21 protein-coding genes and 2 riboswitches are annotated in these 20,451 nt (G+C 67.1%); of the genes, 15 read left to right on the top strand and 6 right to left on the bottom strand.

The features are described from left to right. Positions 1-44 precede the first annotated feature (44 nt). Positions 45-1,835 carry an endonuclease gene (locus AC5P5X_RS08880; RefSeq protein WP_043034559.1) on the bottom strand — a complete coding sequence of 597 codons (1,791 nt, stop codon included), beginning with the start codon at positions 1,833-1,835 and terminating at the stop codon, positions 45-47. Between the two features lie 312 nt (positions 1,836-2,147). Here AC5P5X_RS08880 and AC5P5X_RS08875 point away from each other — a divergent pair, with 312 nt between their 5' ends. The 3 genes from AC5P5X_RS08875 (at position 2,148) to AC5P5X_RS08865 (ending at position 4,912) form a co-directional block, all read left to right on the top strand. Then, positions 2,148-2,435: a co-chaperone GroES gene (locus AC5P5X_RS08875; protein WP_005411227.1), complete on the top strand. Its 288-nt coding sequence runs from the start codon at positions 2,148-2,150 to the stop codon at positions 2,433-2,435. A gap of 81 nt (positions 2,436-2,516) precedes the next feature. Continuing rightward, positions 2,517-4,166: a chaperonin GroEL gene (gene groL / locus AC5P5X_RS08870; RefSeq protein ID WP_005411226.1), complete on the top strand. Its 1,650-nt coding sequence runs from the start codon at positions 2,517-2,519 to the stop codon at positions 4,164-4,166. 134 nt (positions 4,167-4,300) lie between these two features. Next, on the top strand, positions 4,301-4,912 hold the full coding sequence (locus AC5P5X_RS08865) for a DUF6445 family protein (RefSeq protein ID WP_111188947.1): 612 nt from the start codon (positions 4,301-4,303) through the stop codon (positions 4,910-4,912). Between the two features lie 28 nt (positions 4,913-4,940). Here AC5P5X_RS08865 and AC5P5X_RS08860 read toward each other — a convergent pair whose 3' ends face one another. Both AC5P5X_RS08860 and AC5P5X_RS08855 read right to left on the bottom strand, forming a co-directional pair. After that, entirely contained in the window at positions 4,941-6,104 is a 1,164-nt protein-coding gene (locus AC5P5X_RS08860; RefSeq protein ID WP_111188948.1) for a serine hydrolase domain-containing protein, read from the bottom strand. Between the two features lie 67 nt (positions 6,105-6,171). After that, positions 6,172-7,101 (bottom strand): aspartyl protease family protein, encoded by a 930-nt coding sequence (locus AC5P5X_RS08855; protein ID WP_099497522.1) that lies wholly within the window; start codon positions 7,099-7,101, stop codon positions 6,172-6,174. 106 nt (positions 7,102-7,207) lie between these two features. Between AC5P5X_RS08855 and AC5P5X_RS08850 the strand changes: the two genes are divergently transcribed. The 7 genes from AC5P5X_RS08850 to AC5P5X_RS08820 all read left to right on the top strand — a co-directional run bounded on the left by AC5P5X_RS08850 (position 7,208) and on the right by AC5P5X_RS08820 (position 12,681). Then, positions 7,208-7,915 (top strand): response regulator, encoded by a 708-nt coding sequence (locus AC5P5X_RS08850; protein WP_049396398.1) that lies wholly within the window; start codon positions 7,208-7,210, stop codon positions 7,913-7,915. Between the two features lie 32 nt (positions 7,916-7,947). Then, positions 7,948-9,246, top strand: a complete 1,299-nt coding sequence (locus AC5P5X_RS08845; RefSeq protein ID WP_049396439.1) for a sensor histidine kinase — start codon at positions 7,948-7,950, stop codon at positions 9,244-9,246. Between the two features lie 72 nt (positions 9,247-9,318). Beyond that, the gene (locus AC5P5X_RS08840; RefSeq protein WP_005414623.1) at positions 9,319-9,819 is read left to right on the top strand and encodes a MarR family winged helix-turn-helix transcriptional regulator; all 501 of its coding nucleotides are present in this window, start codon (positions 9,319-9,321) and stop codon (positions 9,817-9,819) included. Further along, positions 9,816-10,556, top strand: coding sequence for a DNA alkylation repair protein (locus tag AC5P5X_RS08835; RefSeq protein ID WP_005411219.1), 741 nt, complete (start codon positions 9,816-9,818; stop codon positions 10,554-10,556). The genes AC5P5X_RS08840 and AC5P5X_RS08835 overlap by 4 nt, the downstream gene beginning before the upstream one ends. A 47-nt stretch (positions 10,557-10,603) precedes the next feature. Beyond that, the gene (locus AC5P5X_RS08830) at positions 10,604-10,942 is read left to right on the top strand and encodes a DUF6616 family protein (protein ID WP_043034564.1); all 339 of its coding nucleotides are present in this window, start codon (positions 10,604-10,606) and stop codon (positions 10,940-10,942) included. Between the two features lie 112 nt (positions 10,943-11,054). Further along, positions 11,055-11,312, top strand: coding sequence for a hypothetical protein (locus tag AC5P5X_RS08825; protein WP_005414620.1), 258 nt, complete (start codon positions 11,055-11,057; stop codon positions 11,310-11,312). A 295-nt stretch (positions 11,313-11,607) separates the two neighbouring features. Next, positions 11,608-12,681, top strand: coding sequence for a 3-deoxy-7-phosphoheptulonate synthase (locus AC5P5X_RS08820; RefSeq protein ID WP_012481383.1), 1,074 nt, complete (start codon positions 11,608-11,610; stop codon positions 12,679-12,681). A gap of 168 nt (positions 12,682-12,849) precedes the next feature. Here AC5P5X_RS08820 and AC5P5X_RS08815 read toward each other — a convergent pair whose 3' ends face one another. Continuing rightward, positions 12,850-13,467 carry a trimeric intracellular cation channel family protein gene (locus AC5P5X_RS08815; protein ID WP_005411215.1) on the bottom strand — a complete coding sequence of 206 codons (618 nt, stop codon included), beginning with the start codon at positions 13,465-13,467 and terminating at the stop codon, positions 12,850-12,852. A gap of 82 nt (positions 13,468-13,549) precedes the next feature. Next, positions 13,550-13,655, bottom strand: a riboswitch (glycine riboswitch). 13 nt (positions 13,656-13,668) lie between these two features. Beyond that, positions 13,669-13,758, bottom strand: a riboswitch (glycine riboswitch). Between the two features lie 40 nt (positions 13,759-13,798). Here AC5P5X_RS08815 and AC5P5X_RS08810 point away from each other — a divergent pair. From AC5P5X_RS08810 to AC5P5X_RS08800, 3 genes are all read left to right on the top strand, one after another. Continuing rightward, complete coding sequence (locus AC5P5X_RS08810) at positions 13,799-14,074, top strand: GIY-YIG nuclease family protein (RefSeq protein WP_005411214.1); 276 nt, start codon at positions 13,799-13,801, stop codon at positions 14,072-14,074. 71 nt (positions 14,075-14,145) lie between these two features. Continuing rightward, entirely contained in the window at positions 14,146-14,577 is a 432-nt protein-coding gene (locus tag AC5P5X_RS08805) for a nuclear transport factor 2 family protein (protein ID WP_099473983.1), read from the top strand. 5 nt (positions 14,578-14,582) lie between these two features. Then, positions 14,583-15,038, top strand: coding sequence for a hypothetical protein (locus tag AC5P5X_RS08800; RefSeq protein WP_111188949.1), 456 nt, complete (start codon positions 14,583-14,585; stop codon positions 15,036-15,038). Between the two features lie 91 nt (positions 15,039-15,129). Here the strand turns inward: AC5P5X_RS08800 and AC5P5X_RS08795 are convergent, their stop codons facing one another. Further along, positions 15,130-16,410, bottom strand: a complete 1,281-nt coding sequence (locus AC5P5X_RS08795; protein ID WP_111188950.1) for an NAD(P)/FAD-dependent oxidoreductase — start codon at positions 16,408-16,410, stop codon at positions 15,130-15,132. A gap of 123 nt (positions 16,411-16,533) precedes the next feature. Between AC5P5X_RS08795 and AC5P5X_RS08790 the strand changes: the two genes are divergently transcribed. Together AC5P5X_RS08790 and AC5P5X_RS08785 are read left to right on the top strand one after the other, a co-directional pair. Then, the gene (locus AC5P5X_RS08790; protein ID WP_005411210.1) at positions 16,534-17,313 is read left to right on the top strand and encodes an NYN domain-containing protein; all 780 of its coding nucleotides are present in this window, start codon (positions 16,534-16,536) and stop codon (positions 17,311-17,313) included. Positions 17,314-17,456: 143 nt separating this feature from the next. Beyond that, entirely contained in the window at positions 17,457-18,077 is a 621-nt protein-coding gene (locus AC5P5X_RS08785) for a glutathione S-transferase family protein (protein ID WP_005414615.1), read from the top strand. A 96-nt stretch (positions 18,078-18,173) separates the two neighbouring features. Here the strand turns inward: AC5P5X_RS08785 and AC5P5X_RS08780 are convergent, their stop codons facing one another. Then, positions 18,174-20,351 carry a primosomal protein N' gene (locus tag AC5P5X_RS08780; RefSeq protein WP_111188972.1) on the bottom strand — a complete coding sequence of 726 codons (2,178 nt, stop codon included), beginning with the start codon at positions 20,349-20,351 and terminating at the stop codon, positions 18,174-18,176. Positions 20,352-20,451 lie beyond the last annotated feature (100 nt).

Raw genomic sequence — 20,451 nt, 5'->3', positions numbered from 1 at the left:
CGGGTCAGGACCCGGCGGCGGCCGTGGACCGCTGCGTTGCGCGGTCAGTTGGCCAGCTGGCAGCTGGCCGGCTTGGCCGAGGTGAACAGGCCAGGGGTCGCCCACTCGGGGTGGTCGATGAACGGGTTGCGGTTGCCCTGGAAGCTGTAGATCACGTCATTGCGCGCACGCTCGGCATCATCCGGCGGGTCGGACAGGTGCCAGTCGATCAGCGTCGACAGCAGGCCCATGTAGGCCGGCGAGCTGCTGGTCTTGACGATCCTGCTGCGGTCGTCGGTCAGCTCCAGGTCCGGCTCGGACTGGCCAGTGGCTGCATCCTTGCCGCCCTCGTAGCGGATCGCCATGTACATCACCGCACGTGCCATGTCGCCCTTGCGCTTGCCCCACACCTCGAACGTGCCGGTGTTGCCGTCCGGCGTGCGCACCCAGTTGGAGTTGCCCGGATAGCCACCACTGCCGCCACCCTGGCCGTTGTTGGCCTCGGTGGCGCGCTCGCCGCAGCTGGCGTCGCACTTGCCGAACGGCTTGTTGCCACGGTCGGCGTTCCACTGTGCATCGGTCAGGTACAGCATGTGGGTATCGGTATACGGCGCGTACGGCAGGCCCTTGTCACCCGTGGTGGTGGCAAAACCCAGCGAGTTCGGCCAGGTGTGCTCGCGGTTGTACTTCAGGCCACTGCCGCTGCCGGCGCGATCGGTCACCTTGGCGTAGCTGCGGTTGCGATACGCGTCGAGGATGCGGTTCGGGTTGTTCGGGTCCTCGTCGGCGATCTCCAGGATGGTCCAGGTACTGGTGCCCGAGCCGCTGTACGGGTAGGCGGTGTGGCCCTTGATTGTCGCGTGCAGCGAGCAGCGCAGCTGGCTCGGGCTGGAGGTGTTGACCTTGGAGTAGTAGCCGGCCGGCACACCCGGGTTGCCCGGGTCCGGATTGCCGCCGGTGCTGGCCACGGTGAAGGCGATGCGGCTGTCGGCCGCCGGGTGTGCGCCCTGCAGGTCGGTGATGCGCGCGGCGCGGATGTCGAAGCGGCAGGCTTCACCGGCCACCAGCGCGGTGTTGGTGGACAGCTTCACGCTGCGTCCGCTGGCCGGGAAGGTCAGCGGCACGCTGCCGGAGGTACCGCAGCTCAGCGCGAACGCGCCGCTGGCCAGGTTCACCGTCTCGCTGAACACCACTTCCAGATCGGCCGCGGCCGGGAAGGTGCTGCTGCCCTGCGCCGGGGTGGTGGTGGACACCGACGGCGGCGTGTTCGGGCCCGGGGTGCCGCCGCCACTGAAGGTCTGGCCGTTGTTGCAGCTGCCGAAGGTCTGCCTGGCCGACTCGGCCCAGGTGAAGTGGGCGTACTGGCTGCCGCTGCCGGTCAGCTGCAGCGAGGTGCCGGGGGCCGTGCTGTTGGTCTCGGCCACCGGAATATTCTGGCTGGTCATGCCGGCGGCAGGGCCACCGGAGGCGGTGATGGCGCCCTCGTAGCTGAGGAACTGGACCACCTTGCCGCTGGCGTCGACCAGGGCGATGCCGTCGTTCGGGCCGTTCTGGATGCCGTTGGTCGGGTAGTTGACCACGGCGATGCTGGCGCTGCCGCAACCGGCGGCGGTGCCGGCCGGGACCGGGTTGTTGGCGTAGACCGTGGCGGCCGAAGGATTGCTGCCGTTGTAGAGGTAGAGGCGGTAGCCGGACAGGTCTTCACCTGCGGTAGCGACCACTTCGATGGCTTCGCCGACGTCACCGGCGGCGGTGCTGTCGTCGTAGTGCAGTTCATTGATGAAGACCTCGGCCTGGGCCGGCGCCGCGGCCAGTGCCAGCAGGCAGGCGGCGGCAAGCGGGGACAGCAATCGCATCGACTACTCCTTGTGATTGGGAATGCCTGACCGAGCCTAAGGCCGATCCAGTGACACTTTGTCGTAAATGAACGTCAGATATCTGACAGTGCGACGCTTGTCACCGAAATTGTCCAGGACCGACGCCTTGGCCGAGGCGCGCGGGTGGAAAAAATTTTTTCATTCCGCCCTTGAAAGGGGGCGGCGGGGCTCCATCTCTGCCCTGCTCCCGACGTTGTCGGGTTTCTTCACGTGCGGTTCTGGCACTCGCCTGGGGTGAGTGCTAACATCGCCGGACTTTTTTAGACCAATCAATCACTTAAGAGGTCTCCTATGAGCATCAAGCCGCTGCACGACCGCGTTGTGGTCAAGCCGATCGAAGCCGACGAAATCTCCGCCGGTGGCATCGTCATCCCCGACTCGGCCAAGGAAAAGTCCACCAAGGGTGAGGTCGTGGCCGTCGGCCCGGGCAAGCCGCTGGACAACGGCAACGTGCGCGCGCCGTCGCTGAAGGTCGGCGACAAGGTCATCTATGGCCAGTACGCCGGCAGCTCGTACAAGAGCGAAGGCGTCGAATACAAGGTCCTGCGCGAAGACGACGTGCTCGCCGTCATCGGCTGAGCCTCGGCGCGACCTGTTTCAACCTGATCCCAAACTCCCAGCCGCCGGGCATCGTCCGGCGCTACCAATGAGGTAAATGCAATGGCTGCCAAGGATATTCGTTTCGGTGAAGACGCCCGTTCGCGCATGGTGCGCGGCGTCAACGTTCTCGCCAATGCCGTCAAGGCCACCCTGGGCCCGAAGGGCCGCAACGTCGTGCTGGAAAAGAGCTTCGGCGCCCCGACCATCACCAAGGACGGCGTCTCCGTCGCCAAGGAAATCGAACTGGCTGACAAGTTCGAGAACATGGGCGCGCAGATGGTGAAGGAAGTTGCTTCGCGCACCAACGACGATGCCGGCGACGGCACCACCACCGCCACCGTGCTGGCCCAGGCCCTGATCCGCGAAGGCGCCAAGGCCGTTGCCGCCGGCATGAACCCGATGGACCTCAAGCGCGGTATCGACAAGGCCGTTTCGGCCGCCGTCGCCGAGCTGAAGAACATCTCCAAGCCGACCGCCGACGACAAGGCGATCGCCCAGGTCGGTACCATCTCGGCCAACTCGGACGAGTCGATCGGCCAGATCATCGCTGACGCGATGAAGGAAGTCGGCAAGGAAGGCGTCATCACCGTTGAAGAAGGCTCGGGCCTGGACAACGAGCTGGACGTGGTCAAGGGCATGCAGTTCGACCGCGGCTACCTGTCGCCGTACTTCATCAACAACCAGCAGTCGCAGACCGCTGACCTGGATGACCCGTTCATCCTGCTGCACGACAAGAAGATCTCCAACGTCCGTGACCTGCTGCCGGTGCTGGAAGGCGTCGCCAAGGCCGGCAAGCCGCTGCTGATCGTGGCCGAGGAAGTTGAAGGCGAAGCGCTGGCCACCCTGGTCGTCAACACCATCCGTGGCATCGTCAAGGTCGTGGCCGTCAAGGCTCCGGGCTTCGGCGACCGTCGCAAGGCGATGCTGGAAGACATGGCCGTGCTGACCGGCGGCACCGTGATCTCCGAAGAAGTCGGCCTGTCGCTGGAGAAGGCCACCATCAAGGACCTGGGCCGCGCCAAGAAGGTGCAGGTCTCCAAGGAGAACACCACCATCATCGACGGCGTCGGCGACAAGGCCAACGTTGATGCACGCGTGGCGCAGATCAAGACCCAGATCCAGGACACCTCCTCGGATTACGACCGCGAGAAGCTGCAGGAACGCGTGGCCAAGCTGGCCGGCGGTGTTGCCGTGATCAAGGTCGGCGCCTCGACCGAAATCGAAATGAAGGAAAAGAAGGATCGCGTCGACGACGCCCTGCACGCCACCCGTGCGGCCGTTGAAGAAGGCGTGGTTCCGGGCGGCGGCGTTGCCCTGGTCCGCGCGATCACCGCGCTGGCCGGCCTGAAGGGCGCCAACGAAGACCAGAACCACGGCATCCAGATCGCCCTGCGTGCGATGGAAGCCCCGCTGCGCGAGATCGTTGCCAACGCCGGTGACGAGCCGTCGGTCATCATCAACAAGGTCAAGGAAGGCACCGGCAGCTTCGGCTACAATGCCGCTACCGGCGAGTTCGGCGACATGCTGCAGTTCGGCATCCTGGACCCGACCAAGGTGACCCGTTCGGCGCTGCAGAACGCGGCCTCGATCGCTGGCCTGATGATCACCACCGAAGCCATGGTTGCCGAAGCTCCGAAGAAGGACGAGCCGGCCATGGGCGGCGCCGGTGGCATGGGCGGCATGGGTGGCATGGGCGGCATGGACTTCTAAGGTCCACGCCCGCGTCGGACGTTGCCGGCCCTGGTCGGCGCGTCCCCCCGATGCACGGAAAAACCCCGCCGCGAGGCGGGGTTTTTTTGTTGCCCGGTTGCCGCCATGGCGCCGCGTCGCTACGCTCGCAGACCATGCCTACCTCGTTCATCGTCGTCGACGACTTCCTTTCTCCAGCCGATGCACACGGCCTGCGCCAGGCCGGCCTGAGCCTGACCTACCCGGCGCAGGAGGGGGCATTCCCCGGGCGTAATTCGCTCGAACGGCTGGAGCTGGACGGCCTGTCCGAGGCCGCGTCGCGGTTGGTCAACGAGCCGCTGCGGCCGGTCAATCCGTTGCAGTCGCACGGCAAGTTCCGGCTGACCCTGGCCAGCGATGTGGGTCGCGCCAAGGTGCACACCGACCATTCGCACTGGTCCGGCATCCTCTACCTCAGCGCCCCGGAGCACTGCGAAGGGGGTACCGAGTTCTTCCGCCATCGCCGCACCAACACCGAGCGCATGGCGCTGAACGCCCACGAGCTGGCTGCGCTGGGCTACGCCAACGGCGGCGACATGCATCGGGACATCATCGAGCGCGACAGCGTCGACGACAGCCAGTGGGAAATGACCATGCGCATCCCGATGCGCTTCAACCGCCTGGTGCTGCTGCGCCCGTGGTTCTGGCATACCGCCGGCCCGGCCTTCGGCGACCGGCCGGAGAATGGGCGGCTGGTCTACCTGATGTTCTTCGAGCAGGCGCTTTGAAGGGAGGTCATCCACGCATGGCGTGGATCTACTTCACGAATGCCTTCGCTGCGCCGTACTCCCACTGCCACGGTACGCCGATGTCGCCGAGCACGAAGGCCACCAGCGCCGGGAAGGTCGCCTCGGCGCGCACATCGTTGCCCAGGATCACCACGCAGCGCTGCTGCTGCTCGACGCACACCAGCGTATTACCGACCGCATCATCGTGGCCGCCCTTGTAGAAGCCCGCGCCTTGCGGGCCACGGAACGTCACCACTCCCAGGCCGGCCGCCAGGTCCTTGCGCTGCAGCGCCTTCGGCAGCTCCGGCTGCAGGGTGGGGAACTGGCTGGCGGTGGTGATCGGTAGCTGCGGCCGCACCAGCTCCTTGCGCATCGTCGCTGACAGCCCATCGCCGCGCACGTAGCCGGCGGCGAAACGGGCCATGTCGGCGATGGTGGTATCCATCGAACCGGCCGCGCGCACGCGGCTGCGCTCATCGTGCGGCTCGGCGGTGCCCTCCATGGTCCAGCCGTCGGCCAGGTTGGTGGCGAAGTCCCCGCGCCACATCATGCTGGTGCGGGTCATGCCGAAGCGGTCGAATACCCGCTGCTGCATCAACGCACCTACATCCTCGCCCAGCCGTCCGCGTTCGATCACGAACTGCAGCAGGATCAGCCCTTCGCCGGAATAGCCGTAGCGGCTGCCTGGATCGAAGTGGAACTTCAGCCGGCCGTCCGGTTCCAGAAACGCGAAGTTGGCAAAACCACTGGCGTGGTTGAGCAGCAGGCGAGGGGTGAGCTGGCGCCAGCGCGCATCATCGGCCAGCACGCTGTAGTCGGCGTACTTCTTCGTTTCGGGCGGATAGTCCGGCAACGGCTTGTCCAGCGCTGTGGCGATGCTGGCATCCAGATCGATGCTGCGGTCCTGCGCCAGCTGCGCGACCAGATGGCCGAATGCCATCTTGGTCAGCGAGGCGGCGTACATCACCGTATCGGTGCGCAGTGGTTCGCCTGCGGTATTGCGCTCGCCGTAGGCGGCGACGTGCACCACCTTGCCGCCGTCGATCACCGCCAGTGCCATGCCGCGCGCCTGTGCGGCCTGCATCAACCGCTGCGCTTCGGCATCGATGCGGACCGGCGAGGGTACCGGGGGAGGTGCAGCCAGCACGGCCAGCGGGAACAGCGTCAGCAACATCAGGGCAGCACGGCACATGCGTGGAACTCCTGGTGGGGCGCACGGTGATGCTACGCCAGGCTGCCGCTGGCGTCATTGCCGGATGTCAGCTGGCCTGCGGCCGGCGCAGGCAGATCCGGGACGCGCCGGCACCGATGTCCACCTGGCCGCCGCGCATTGCATCCGCACCAAGGATCAGCGCCGGCCGGCCCTCCAGGCCGATCGCCTTGAATACTGGCAGTTCGCTGATGCGGACCTCCATCGAGGGGTGCTGCCAGCCGTTGCCGGCCATGCCGGGCAGGGTGTACAGCCAGGTTGCCTGCTTTCCGCCGCCCAGACCTTCGGTGCCCTTTTCACGCACCCGCACCCGTGCGTCGCTGCCGTCGGTGCGCAGCCCCAGTGCGCGGGCTGCTTCGGCGTTGAGGACGGTCTGCGCGGCACCGGTGTCGACCACGGCGATGGCGTCCACCGCGGGCGCGCCCAGTGCAAGCATGATGAAACCGAACTGGCGCAGGCCGTCAGTGCGTCCGGGCAGCGCATTGGGCTGGCAACCCGGTCCTTCCAGGTTCAATCCGCCGGGTGTCCACAGCGCCAGTTGATTGCGGCCGAAGTCCCAACGGGTGTCCCAGCGTCCGGTCAGATCGTTGCCGATCAAGCCGTCAATGGCCGGATCATCGTCCTTCGGCAACGACGACAGATCGACCTTCATGGCTTGGGCCTGCAGCTGCCAACTGCCCAGCTGCCAGGACGTTGTGCGTATGCGCTGCAGCCGCGCGGAGGCTGAACTTGCCCCTTGGGCCTGTGATACCTCTGCATCCGCATCCCCCAGACCGTAGCGCCGCACGACGCGGTCATCGACCAGGGTGGCGCCTGCCGCGCTGTCGACCACGAAGCGCAGCGGTTCGGCACGCCCGTCCAGCGACACGGCCACGGCCGGATGACCGCCCTGCATCCACATCGGCAGGATGTGTTCGGGGGAATCGGACGCCAGCGCAGCCAGCGGGGCAGCAAGCAGGACGAATGGGATGAGGCGCAAGGCAAGTCTCCGCAGTGATCATGGGTGACCATTGGCGCGCAGCGCCGTATCGCGGGAATATCGGCGTTGATACCGTCCTGATTCAGACCTGCCTGATACTGCCTGCATGACGACTCCCGCCCGTGTCATCGTTGTCGATGACGACGCCAGCATCCGTGATGCCATCGCCGATTGCCTGTTGCTGCATGGCTACCAGGTACGGGTGGCAGCGGACGCGACGGCGCTGGACGTGCTGCTGCAGGTCGATCGCCCGGACGTGATCATCCTCGACTGGATGATGCCCGGTGAGGATGGCCTGTCGGTCTGCCGCCGGCTGCAGGCACGGGCCATTCCGATCCTGATGCTGTCGGCGATGGGCAGCGCACCGGACAGGGTGATCGGCCTGGAGATGGGCGCGGACGACTATCTGGCCAAGCCGTTCGATCCGCGCGAGCTGCTGGCGCGGGTACGCGCGCTGCTGCGCCGGCAGGACAAGCTGCGCGCGCAGGTAGCCAGTGAACTGCGCTTTTCTGGTTGGCGGTTGCTGCCGGAACAACGTCGCCTGCTGGCGCCGGATGGGAACGAGCTGGTGCTCAGCCGTGGTGAATTCAGCCTGTTGCTGGCGCTGGCCGAACGCCCCGGGCGGGTGCTGGGGCGCGAGCAGCTGCTGCAGCTAAGCCGTGGCGAACCGAGTGACAGCGTCGACCGCGCGATCGACCTGGCGATCAGCCGCCTGCGCCGCAAGCTCGGGCAGGCCTCACCCGGTGCGGAAGCCCTGGTGCAGACATCGCGTGGCGAAGGCTATCGCTTCCACGCCGAGGTACAGGTGCTGTGAACAGCCGGTGGCCGACCGCGCGTTGGATCACGATGCTGGCCCTGGCCAGCCTGCTGCTGGCGACACTGGTCAGCGTGGCCGTGGTTGGCTGGATGCCTCGGCCCGCGCCGCCACCGATGCGGTTGGACCAGGCCGTGCAGGTGCTGCGGGGGGAGCAGGCCGCGGCACCACTGGGCCTGCATCTGGCGACGCAGGATGCGCCACCAAAGGGCAGTGCCAGTGACTGGCTCACCCAGTTGGCGGCGCTGCAGATGGGTTTGCCGGCGAAGGAGGTGCGCCTGGTCTGGAGCGGACAGGGCAAGGCGCCTGATGTGCAGGTCATCGAAGGCGGCGAGGTGCTCGACGGCACGGCGCGGGTCGGTGTACTGAAGGCGCAGGCCGCGCTGCTGACCGCGATGCAATGGCCGCCGTTTGAACTGGGCGTGCGCCAGGCCGATGGCCGCTGGCGGGTGGTCGGCAGCGATCACAGTGATCTGGCAGCTTGGCGGCGACAGGTGATACTGGCGCTGCTGGGCGGTGCCGTGTTGCTGGCGCCGCTGGCGGCGTGGGCATCGATCCGGCTGGGGCGTCCACTACGACGCTTGGCCGATGCCAGTGCACGTGTGGACCTGCAAGCCGACACGCCCCTGCCGGATGATGGCCCGCGCGAGGTACAGATGCTGGCCGCCGCGATCGGCACCGGTCGAGAGCGCCTGCGTGCGCAGGCCCAGGACATGACCCATATGCTGGCTGCAGTGGCGCACGACCTGCGCACACCATTGACCGGCCTGCGACTGCGCGCCGAGTTCGCGCCCACACCACAGGCGGCCCGGATGGTGGCGGACATCGAGCGCATGGACACGATGATCGAGCAGGTGCTCGATTACGCACGCGGTGAACTGCAGCCGTTGCAGATGCGCCCGCTGGATCTGGCCGCGCTGCTGGAGGAGTGCGTGCAGGCAGCGTTGCTGCGCGGTGTCGAGATCTCCATCCAGGGGCCGGACAGTCTGCCCTGGCACGGCGACGCGTTGCTGCTTCGGCGCGCGTTCGACAACCTTATCGACAATGCCGATCGCTATGCCGGGGCGATGGAACTGCGGCTTGCCGTGGTTGAGCGAGGGGTCCAGCTGGAGGTGATGGATCGGGGCCCAGGTATCGCCGAGGGCGACCGAGTACGCCTGCTGCAACCGTTCCAGCGCAGCGAGCGTTCTCGTAGTCGCACCACCGGTGGAGCGGGACTTGGGCTGGCAGTGGCCGCCAATGTGGCGAGGCGGCACGCGGGCGAACTGCAGCTGCTGCACCGGGAGGGCGGCGGGCTGGTTGCGTGCCTGCTGCTGGGAAAGTTCACCTGATATCGGCTGTGGTTTACAGGCAGCGGCTGTTCGGCTGTATGATTAGGCGCCTAACAATATCGCGTGCGTGAGATGATCGAAGCCAAGCACCATGCCCTGATCGAGGAAGCGCAGCGACGCGGTCACGCCAACATCGCGCCGCTGCGCCTGTGTTTCCAGCTGCTCTCGCTGTCCTCGTCGATCGATCGCGACTGCGCCGCGCGGCTGGCACCGCATGGGCTCAGCGAGGGTCGCTTCATCGTGCTGTTCCTGTTGCACGGGGCCGGTGGCGCACTGCCGCCGCATGTGCTGGCCGAACGCGCCGGCGTGACCCGCGCCACCATCAGCGGCCTGCTCGACGGCCTGCAGCGCGAAGGCCTGCTGCAGCGTCGCAACGATGACGGGGATGGCCGCCGCCTGCAGATCGTGCTGACCGCACCGGGAAAGCGTTTGGCCGAATCGCTGTTCGAGCAGCACACGCAATGGATCGGTGGGCTGTTCAACGGCCTGGATGCTGATGAACAGCAGCAGCTGTCACAGCTGCTGCACAAGGTCTGGCAGCACACGGACGCCGGGCGGGAATCCGCAGCATGAGCACGGCCATTCCTGCGGAACGCCGGCAAGCACTCAACACCGGCCGCGTCCCCGCCACCCATCTGGCAGAATGCCTGGCAGTGGATTTTGCCGCGCTGCTGCAGGTGGTGGCGCCTGCGCTTGCACCGGAGGCGCTGCAACGCATGCGGGACGCCTCAGGCAAGGGCATCACGCTGCGCATGGCCCTGGCTGCGCAACTGCTGCGTGAGGCGGGGCAGGGGGCGCCTGCGCTCTGGCAGCATCACAGCTCCGATACCGTGCGCGGCTGGGCCTGCTACCTGATCGGCAGCGATGCCCGCGCAACGCTGGCAGGGAAGCTGCAGCAGATGCGCACACTGGCCGATGACCCCCATTTCGGTGTGCGCGAATGGGCGTGGCTGGCACTACGCACGGACATCGTTGCCGCACCACTGCAGGCGCTGGAGCACCTGCAACCGTGGTCACAGGAAACATCGCCGTACCTGCGCCGCTTCGCCTGCGAAGCACTGCGTCCGCGCGGTGTCTGGGCCACGCATATCGCACTGTTCAAGCAGCACCCGGAACATGCATCCGCGCTGCTGGAAGCACTGGCCGACGATCCGGAACGCTATGTGCAGGATTCGGTCGGAAACTGGCTCAACGATGCCGGCAAGACCCAGCCGCAGTGGCTGCGCCAGCTGTGTACGCGTTGGCAGCATGAGCGCCACAGCGACGCCAACGCCTACATCCGCAAACGCGCGCTGCGCTCGCTCCGGTAGTGCCGGCCGCTGGCCGGCAACCCCCGAACCCTCAAGGAAGAACCACCATGTCGCACACCTTCATCGAGCTCTACACCGCCACCCCTGCCTGGACCACACTTCCGCCCGAGCAGCGGAATGCCTTCTTCGCCCGTATCGGCGCCGGCATGCAGCAGTTCGATCCGGTCCGCATCACGCCGCTGGCGATGGGCCGCGTTGCCTCGGGCGTACCGCACGGCAGCGATGAGCAGTTCTATGCGGTCTGGCGCTGCGCAAGCCGCGAGGAGGTCGATGCGTTGATGGCCGGCATTGCCGCTACCGGCTGGCATGAGTACTTCACCACCACCCAGGCGGTAGGCGCGATGGACAGCATGGCCCAGCACCTTGCCGACCTGGCCGCCTTGTAGCGGGGCGGCAGACGCCGGCAGATCCCGGTGCTGGGCATGGGTGGCACATGCGCCTGTCACCCAGACGAGGTAAACAGGACATTGCCCATGTCCATCCGCAGGAAGGTCGATCATGCAGAGCACGCTCCAGGTCACGCTGTTCGGCCCTCTTGGCGACAGCCCGGCGTTGCAGTTGCCGGGGCTGGAGGGGCCGTCGGTGGCCATCCCGGAATCGGCCCTGCGGCGCTTGGTTTCCGATCTCTACACCGCGCGTTCCCTGCTCAACCCCGAGCAGCTGGACGAGGCCCGGCAGGAACTGGATCGCGTGCTGGAACGCTGGGCCGACATCCATGAGGGCCTGCTGCTGGACGTGGAAGTGCATGGCAAATGAGCGACGTTGCGTGGTTGCCGCCGCGTGGGCAGGGCCGGCGCGCATCTCGCTGAACCGCGTCCCCAGTTGCGGATGAAACATTTTGCACTGCGCAAAAGCTGTGCTATCAATACAACCTATGAACGCAGCCGCCACCCGCTTTTACTGGTATTACTTTCCGAAGCCACTGGCGGAGGAAGGACTGCGCTCACCCTGAAGAAAGCTTCAGACGCATTCCCGAAAGCCGCCAGCGAACCTGGCGGCTTTTTTCATGCCGCCACGCTGGGGACCCCCAACGTTCCGGAGACCTCCCCCAATGCCCCCGCACACCGACGACCTGCGTATCCGCACCATCGAACCGCTGACACCGCCTGCCCAGCTGCTGGCGATGCTGCCGTGTGACGATGAAGCCTCCGACACCGTCAGCGCCTCACGCGCGGCCCTGCACCAGATCCTGCATGGCCGTGACGACCGCTTGGCGGTGGTGGTTGGCCCATGCTCGATCCACGACCCGAAGGCCGCCATCGAGTACGCCCAGCGCCTGAAGCCGCTGCGTGACGCGCTGGCCGGGGAACTTGAAATCGTGATGCGCGTGTACTTCGAGAAGCCGCGCACCACGGTGGGCTGGAAGGGCCTGATCAACGACCCGGACCTGGATGGCAGCTTCAGGATCGACAAGGGCCTGCGCATTGCCCGTGGCCTGCTGCGCGACATCAACAAGCTGGGCCTGCCGGCCGGCGTCGAGTTCCTCGACGTGATCTCGCCGCAGTACATTGCCGATCTGGTGGCCTGGGGTGCCATTGGTGCGCGCACCACCGAAAGCCAGGTGCATCGCGAACTGGCCTCGGGACTGTCGTGCCCGGTTGGTTTCAAGAACGGCACCGATGGCAACGTAAAGATCGCCGCCGACGCGGTGGGTGCGGCCTCCAATCCGCATCACTTCCTGTCGGTCACCAAGCAGGGCGGCACCGCCATCGTGTCGACCACCGGCAACCCGGATTGCCATGTGATCCTGCGCGGCGGCAAGCAGCCGAACTACGATGCGGGCAGCGTCGCCGAGGCCTGCCAGGCGCTGGCCAAGGCCAAGCTGCCGACCCGCCTGATGATCGACGCCAGCCATGCCAACAGCCTGAAGAACCCGGACAACCAGCCGAAGGTGATCGAGGACATCGCCGTTCAGTTGGAAGACGGTGAACAGCGCATCGTCGGTGTGATGATCGAGAGCCATCTGATCGGTGGTCGCCAGGAACTGGTGGAAGGCCAACCGCTGGTCTACGGGCAGAGCATCACCGATGGCTGCATCGACTGGGACACCACCGTGACGGTGCTGGAGCGACTGGCCGCGGCCGTGCGCGCCCGTCGCGAAGTGAAGGTGTCCGAAGCCGCTTGAGTGCGGCACGTGTGTGGATGGCGGCCAGCGCCTGCGGGGGTGCGGCCGCGATCAGGGCCGGTCGGAGTTGGAGACCGGCCCATCTGCACCGGCGATGCGCCTGGCGCTGCGCATGAGCGACAGCGCCAGGTACATCGCCGGGGTGGTGCGGATTCCGCCGCGCGAACCTCAATGCACTTCGTCGTGGTACACGAACTTCGGCATTTCCCAGCGGTAGTGGATCGCCAGCAGGCGCAGCGCGAAGCCGCCGCCGAGGCAGCACAGGATCGCGGTGGCGTCGGCCACGCCCCAGTGCAGCAGCAACAGGTAGGCCGCGCCGGTCAGCAGCGCGATGATCGCGTACAGCTCCTTCTGGAAGATCAGCGGCACCTCGTTGCAGAGGATGTCGCGCAGCACGCCGCCGAACGCGCCGGTCAGCATGCCGGCGATCAGCACGATCGGCATCGCATGGCCGGCTTCGCGCGCAATCGAGCAGCCGATCAGGGTGAAGGCGATCAGGCCCAGGCCATCGAGCACCAGGAAGGTGCGGCGGAAGTGGTGCATCCAGCGCGCCACCCAGGTGGCGATCAGCGCCGCGCACACGGTGAACCCCAGGTACTCGGGATGCTTCACCCAGCCCAGCGGGTAGTGGCCGAGCAGGATGTCGCGCAGTGAACCACCACCGAGTGCGGTGACGCAGGCGATCATGACCACGCCGAACAGGTCCATGCGGCGGCGGCCGGCGGACAGCGCGCCGGTCATGGCTTCGGCGGAAATGGCGATCAGGTAGATGATGGACAGCAACATGGGGCAGGCTCCGGGCGCGGTGGGGCCGGCCATGCGCGGACGCCGCCATTGCCTGCGCAATGACGGAATGACGATGACCGGTGCCGCTCCCGCTGTCCTTTTGCCTGAGAGTTCAGCGGCATGGGCCGCGTGCCCCTTCGGCGGATCGTCCCGGGCATGCCCGGTGACCTCTCTCCAGCTCGGCGAGTCGAATGCATGGTTGGTGGGATTCCGGCCCACCGGCCTGAGCGATCATGGGAGCCTGCGCCTTCGGCGGGCGCCAGCGCGGCGCCTCTCTCCTGCATTCGGGCGCCAGTATATCCGCTGCAGTGCAGCACGGCATAATCCGGGCATGGCCCCGTCCCTCCGCCCGTGGTTCCTGTACCTGCTCGAATGCCGCGATGGCAGCTATTACGCCGGCATCAGCACCGACGTGGACGCGCGTTTCGCCGCCCACCAGGCTGGCAAGGGCGCGCGCTACACCCGGGCCCGGCCGCCGCTGCGGGTGCTGGCCGTGCGCGAGTACCCGGACCGGGCCGCCGCCTCGCGGGCCGAATGGCAGCTCAAGCAGCAGCCGCGGGAACGCAAGCTGGCCTGGCTGCAGGCGGTGGATGCCGGGTCCCTGTAGATCCATGGCATACATGGATGCCTCTGTGCCGCCATGCGATGATCGCCCAGCCCTCAGCGCTGGAGACCCGGATGTCCACCGTCGCCCTGTTGTTCGCTCTCTCCGCGTCAACCAGTCCCGCTGCCGACCCGGCCACCCTCGCGGCCATCGAAGCCACCTGCCATGACTACGTCGACGGCCAGCTGGAGGCCGACCCGCAGCGCGTCGCCCGCTCCCTGCACCCGGACCTGGCCAAGCGCGCGGTCCTCGGCGATACGCCCGACGAGCGGCTGGGCCTGCGCCGCATGTCGAAGGAAGAACTGGTCTCGTTGACAAAGCAGGGCGCACTGAAAACCCCGAAGGATCAATGGGACCGCCGCTGCACGGTGCTGGACGTGACCGGCAATGCCGCCTCGGTGCGATTGGAAACGCCGTGGTTCGTCGATTACTTCCACATGGGGCGCTTCGACCAGCGCTGGGTCATCGTCAACGCGTTGTGGTACCCGAAACCGAAGGCGAAGTGAGCACGATGCGTGCCGCCGGTAAGGCATGGGTCTCCGTCGTCGTACTGGCCGCCGGCATCGCACTGCTGCCTGGCCTGCTGTACCTGCTCGGGCTTGCCCTGGTGGGCGGTTGGCCGAAGCCAGCAGACCGTGCGCCCAGTGGTGTGGCTGCGTGCAGCAGTGAACCGCGAACAGGATTTCAGCCGATGAATCCCTGGAGTTTCGCCGCGCAGTTCTTCTACGACGACGCGATGAAGAAGAAGGTGCCAGAGGTGGAACGGGAGGCGTTCTGGATTGCCCGCCGCCATCTTTGGCGGCAGCCACGGCACGACATGCTGCGCTGGCATCTGAGCAGCACGGCACTGACGATCTGGATTACCCGCAACTGGAGTGCCGCGCAGATTGCCGACACCGCAAGGAAGGAGGACTTCTGCCGCGCATGGTCGAAACGGCGGGTGCCCGGCGGCCCGATGAAGCGGTAGATCCACGCCATGCATGGATGATGTTGACGGAGTCAGAGCCCTTTCCTGCGGAGAGGGGACGGACCGCGCGGCAGCCGGCCAGCGGCCGGCACTACCGTCGGGGTCGCCGGTCTTCCTGGTCATCACCGAAGATGATGCGCGCGCTGCGCTGGTAGCTCCAGTACGCCACGGCCCAGTTCAGCAGCACTACGATGCGGTTGCGGAAGCCGATCAGGAAGAACACGTGCGCGGCCAGCCAGAACCACCAGGCCAGCACGCCCGACAGCTGCAGGCGCCCCAGGTGCACGATCGCGGCCATGCGACCGATGGTGGCCAGGTTGCCGTAGTCGGCGTACTTGAACGGGCCGGGCTCGGGCTTGCCGTGCAGGCGTGAGCGGATCACCTCGGCCACGTATTTGCCCATCTGCTTGGCAGCGGGTGCCACGCCGGGTACCGGCTTGCCGTCGGCCTGGCTCAGTGCGGCCAGGTCACCGGCCACGAACAGCTCCGGGTGATCGGGCAGGGTCAGGTCCGGTTGCACCGGCACGCGGCCGGCGCGGTCCAGCGGCACGTCCAGCGTGCGCGCCAGCGGTGAAGCGGCCACGCCGGCGGCCCAGACCACGGTGCGGGCCGGTATGAACTGGTCACCGAGCGTAAAGCCCTGGCTGTCGATGTCGCTCACCGGGGTACCGGTCAGCACTTCCACGCCCAGCTTTTCCAGCTGGCGGCGTGCTTTCAGCGAAAGTACTTCCGGGAAGGAGGACAGCACGCGCGGGCCGGCCTCGACCAGCCGCACCTTGGCGCTGGCCGGGTCGATGTGGCGGAATTCGTTGCGCAACGTATGCCGCGCGATCTCGGCCAGGGTGCCGGCCAGTTCAACACCGGTGGGACCGCCACCGACCACCGCGAAGCTCAGCCATGCGGCCTTCTTCGCCGGGTCCGGTTCCGCCTCGGCGCGCTCGAACGCCAGCAGCAGCTTGCGGCGCAGCGCGATCGCATCGTCCAGCGTCTTCAGGCCGGGGGCATCATCGGCCCACTGGTCGTTGCCGAAGTAGGCGTGGGTGGCGCCGGTGGCCAGCAGCAGGCTGTCGTAGTCCAGCGTGCTGCCATCGGCCATGCGGATCTGCCGGGCCTGCTTGTCGATGGCGACCACTTCGCCGAGGCGGACTTCCACGTTGCGCTGGTGGCCGAGGATATGGCGCAGTGGTGCAGCGATATCCGGCGCGGACAGGCCGGCGGTGGCCACCTGGTACAGCAGCGGCTGGAACAGATGATGGTTGCGGCGGTCGACCAGGGTGATGCGTATGCGCTCGCGGGCCAGGGCACGGGTGGCCCAGAGACCGGCAAAACCGCCGCCGACAACAACCAGGTGGGGAACGCGCTCGCGACTCATCGACTCACTCCAGTGGGGGCATTGGGGGAAGCGCCTGGCATCTTCGCACGGCGACTGCCTGTCACGTCAGCGCCCGCGTGGATCGGCGATACTCGGGTTCAGGCAACCGCCCGCGAGGAGTCCATGAGCGAACCGGAAAAGCGCATCGCCCTGTTGATCGACGCCGACAATGCGCCGGCCTCGAAGATCGACGAGGTGTTGGCCGAAGTGGCCCGCTATGGGGTGGCCAACGTGCGCCGCGCCTATGGCAACTGGAAGAGCCCGCGACTGAAGGGGTGGGAAGCGGTGCTGCATGAGTATGCGATCCGTCCCATCCAGCAGTTCGCCTACAGCAAGGGCAAGAATGCCTCGGACATGGCGATGGTGATCGATGCCATGGACCTGCTGTACGCGCGCAACCTGGATGGCTTTGCCATTGTCTCCAGCGATGCGGACTTCACCCCGATGGTGATGCGCCTGTTGACCGATGGCGTGAAGGTGTACGGTTTCGGCGAGAAGAAAACACCCGAGCCGTTCGTCAACGCGTGCTCGAAATTCACCTACCTGGAAGCACTGGGCCAGACCCACGCCAGCGTGCCGGATACCGAACAGGCATCCAGCGAACAGGCCTCGAACGAGCCGGTGGCCAACGACGATGCGCGCCCGCGCAAGAGCGGTGCGGAAATGCGCAGCGACACGCGGCTGGTGAAGATGCTGCGCCGCGCGGTGTCCGCGGCCGAGGGCGAGGATGGCTGGTCGCACCTCGGCCCGGTCGGCAGCCAGATCGGCAACCAGGCGTCGTTCGACCCGCGCAACTATGGCTACGGCAAGCTCAGCGATCTGCTGGCAGCGATCGGCCTGTTCGAACTGAAGAAGGATGGCAAGTCGTCCTACGTGCGCGCGCTGCCGAAAAAGAACCGGTAATGCCGGCCGCTGGCCAGCGAGGAACCGGTAGTGCCGGCCGCTGGCCGGCAATCCCCGGATGCCAGATTCCGCATCCCGCATGCACACACCCCGCCCGATCAGGGGTATCGTTGCCGCTCGCATTGCCAGCAAGGATTACCCGCATGTTGAAGATCTGGGGCCGTCGCAATTCCAGCAACGTCCGCAAGGTGCTGTGGTGTGCCGAGGAAATCGGCCTGCCGTACGAGTCCATCGAGGTCGGTGGCAGCCACGGCGGCACGCAGACGCCGGAATACCAGGCGATGAATCCCAATGGCCTGGTACCGGTGATCGAAGACCACGGCCTGCCGCTGTGGGAATCGAACGCCATCGTGCGCTACCTGAGTGCGCGCTACGCGCTGGGCACGCTGTACGCCGAAGACCCGATGGAACGCGCCCAGGCCGAGAAGTGGATGGACTGGAGCACCTCGCGCATGGCGCCGCTGTACACCGACCTGATCTGGGGCATCATGCGCACCGCTCCGGCCGACCGCGACGAAGCGCGGATCAATGCCGCCATCGTGCGCGCCGGCGACTACCTGGCGATGGCCGATGCCACCCTGGCCAAGCAGCCGTGGCTGTCCGGCGAGACATTCGCGATGGGTGACATCCCGCTGGGCTCGCTGATCTATGCCTGGTTCGAACTGCCGATCCAGCGTCCGGAACTGCCGCACCTGGCCGACTGGTACGCCCGTCTTCGCGAGCGCCCCGCCTACCAGCGCGGCGTGATGTCGCCGCTGACGTAAGCGAAAGCGTCGGGGGTCAGAGCCCTTTTCTGCGAAAAGGGATCCGACCCCAGGGCATCGGGGTCGGATCCCACCCGACGGGTGGGCTCTGACCCCTCAATAAAGATCCGTCGGATCCACATCCAGCGACCAGCGCACCTTGCGTGCTTCCGGCAGCGCATACAGCTGCGGTACCAGTTGCGAAAGCACCCCGTGCAGCGGTGGCCGCTGCGCGGCAGACAGCAGCAGCTGGGCGCGCTGGTAACCGGCGCGCCGTGGCATCGGCGCCGGCATGGGGCCATAGGCCTCCACCACGTCCTGCTCGCCCAGCAGCTGTCGCGCTGCCAGCAGGAATGCATTGGCATGCTCCACCTGCTGCGCTTCGGCGCGCATCAGCGCCAGATGCGCGAACGGCGGGAATCCTGCGGCCTGGCGCTGGTTCAACTCGGCCTGCGCAAACGGGTGGTAGCCACCGCTGACCAGGGTCTCCAGCAGTGGGTGCCCCGGGTGATGCGTCTGCAGCCAGACTTCGCCCGGGTCGCGCGCGCGTCCGGCGCGACCGGCGACCTGGATCAGCTGCTGCGCCAGTTTCTCGCTGGCGCGGAAGTCGGCCGAGAACAGGCCCTCGTCGATGCCGACCACCACCACCAGGGTCAGCTTGGGCAGGTCGTGGCCCTTGGCCAGGATCTGCGTGCCGACCAGGATGCCGGGCTGGTCGCCCAGTTTCGCCAGCTGTTGTTCCAGTGCATCGCGTCGCGAGGTGGTGCTGCGGTCGATGCGCACCACCGGGAAGTCGGCGAAGGCGGCGGTGAGATGTTCTTCCAGGCGCTCGGTGCCGATGCCCTGCGGTTGCAGCGCCAGACTCCCGCACGCGGGGCATGCCAGCGGCGCCGGTTGCCGCGCACCGCAGTGATGGCACTGCAGGCGACGACCGCCGCCATGCACGGTCATCGGTGCATCGCAGCGGTCGCATGGCGCGGTCCAGCCGCAGTCGTGGCACAGCAGTACCGGCGCATAGCCACGGCGGTTCTTGAACACCAGCACCTGCTGGCCGCGCTGCAGGTGCTCGCCAATGCCGGCCAGCACGTCGGCCGAGAGGCCGTCATGCAATGGTCGCTTGCGCACATCAAGGATGCGCACGCGCGGTGGCCGCGCATCACCGGCACGCTGCTTCAGGCGCAGGTGGGTGTAGCGCCCGGCATAGGCGTTGTGCAGCGTCTCCAGTGAAGGCGTAGCGCTGCCCAGCAGAACCGGAACGCCCAGCGCCTTGCCCCGGACCAGAGCGAAATCGCGTGCGTGGTAGCGGATGCCGTCCTGCTGCTTGTAGCTGCCGTCATGCTCCTCGTCGACGATCAGCAGGCCGGCCTGCGGCAGCGGCGTGAACACCGCCGAGCGGGTGCCGACGATCACCCGTGCCTCGCCGCGCGAAGCCGCCGCCCAGACCCGGGCGCGCTCGTTGTCGTTCAACCCCGAATGCAGTGCATGCACGGCGATGCCGAGGCGGCCGCGGAAGCGTGCCAGGGTCTGCGGGGTGAGGCCGATTTCCGGCACCAGCACCAGCGCCTGCTTGCCTTGGGCCAAGCAGTGGATGATGGCCTGCAGGTAGACCTCGGTCTTGCCGCTGCCGGTTACGCCATCCAGCAGGAACGGTTGGAAGCCCTCGACTGCGTTGATCGCCGCCACGGCCTCTGCCTGCTCCGTGTTGAGGGTGGGGCCAGGCAGTGGCTGCGCGTGCTGCGGAGCGACGCGCAGCGCCACGCGTTCGGCCAGCTCGCGCTTGGCCAGGCTGCGCGCGGCGGTGCGCCAGTCGTCCATGCGTTCGCCCAGCACGTCCTCATCGACGATGGCGTCGGCCAGCAGCTCGGCCAGCTGCCGGGGGCGGCTGCCGGCGCGCAGTTTTTCGCGCTGGGCGCGGCCTTCGGCGGTCAGCTGCCAGCCCCAGTGATGGGTGTCGGGCAGGGCGTCGCCATGGCGCAGCGGGCCCGGCAGGGCGGTGCTCAGCACCTCGCCCAGTGGCGCATGGGTGTAGCGCGCCAGCCACTGCAGGCTGTGCCACAGCTCGCCCTGGAGCAGCGGTTGCGGGTCGCACCAGGCCAAGGCCTGGCGCAGTCCCTGGCCGTCATCGGTCTGGCCGTGCCCCACCACTACGCCGACCAGCTCGCGGTTGCCGAACGGCACCTTCAGGCGGCAGCCGACCGCGACCGTGGGGCCATCGCCCTCTGGTGACAGGTAGTCGAACAGGCGCGGCAGCGGGACGGGCAGGGCGACCTGCAGGGTCGGAATGGGTGAAAGCATCGGGCCAGTGTAACGGGCCATGCGCGCGCGGATGGCAGGGGCCAGAGACTGCCGGGGGGCCTCCGTCGAATCATAAATGTCACCTAAATATCGGTGTCCA

It is taken from the genome of Stenotrophomonas sp. YJH_SMC_91 (assembly GCF_059368495.1).
This window is presented reverse-complemented; position numbering and strand designations above follow the sequence as displayed.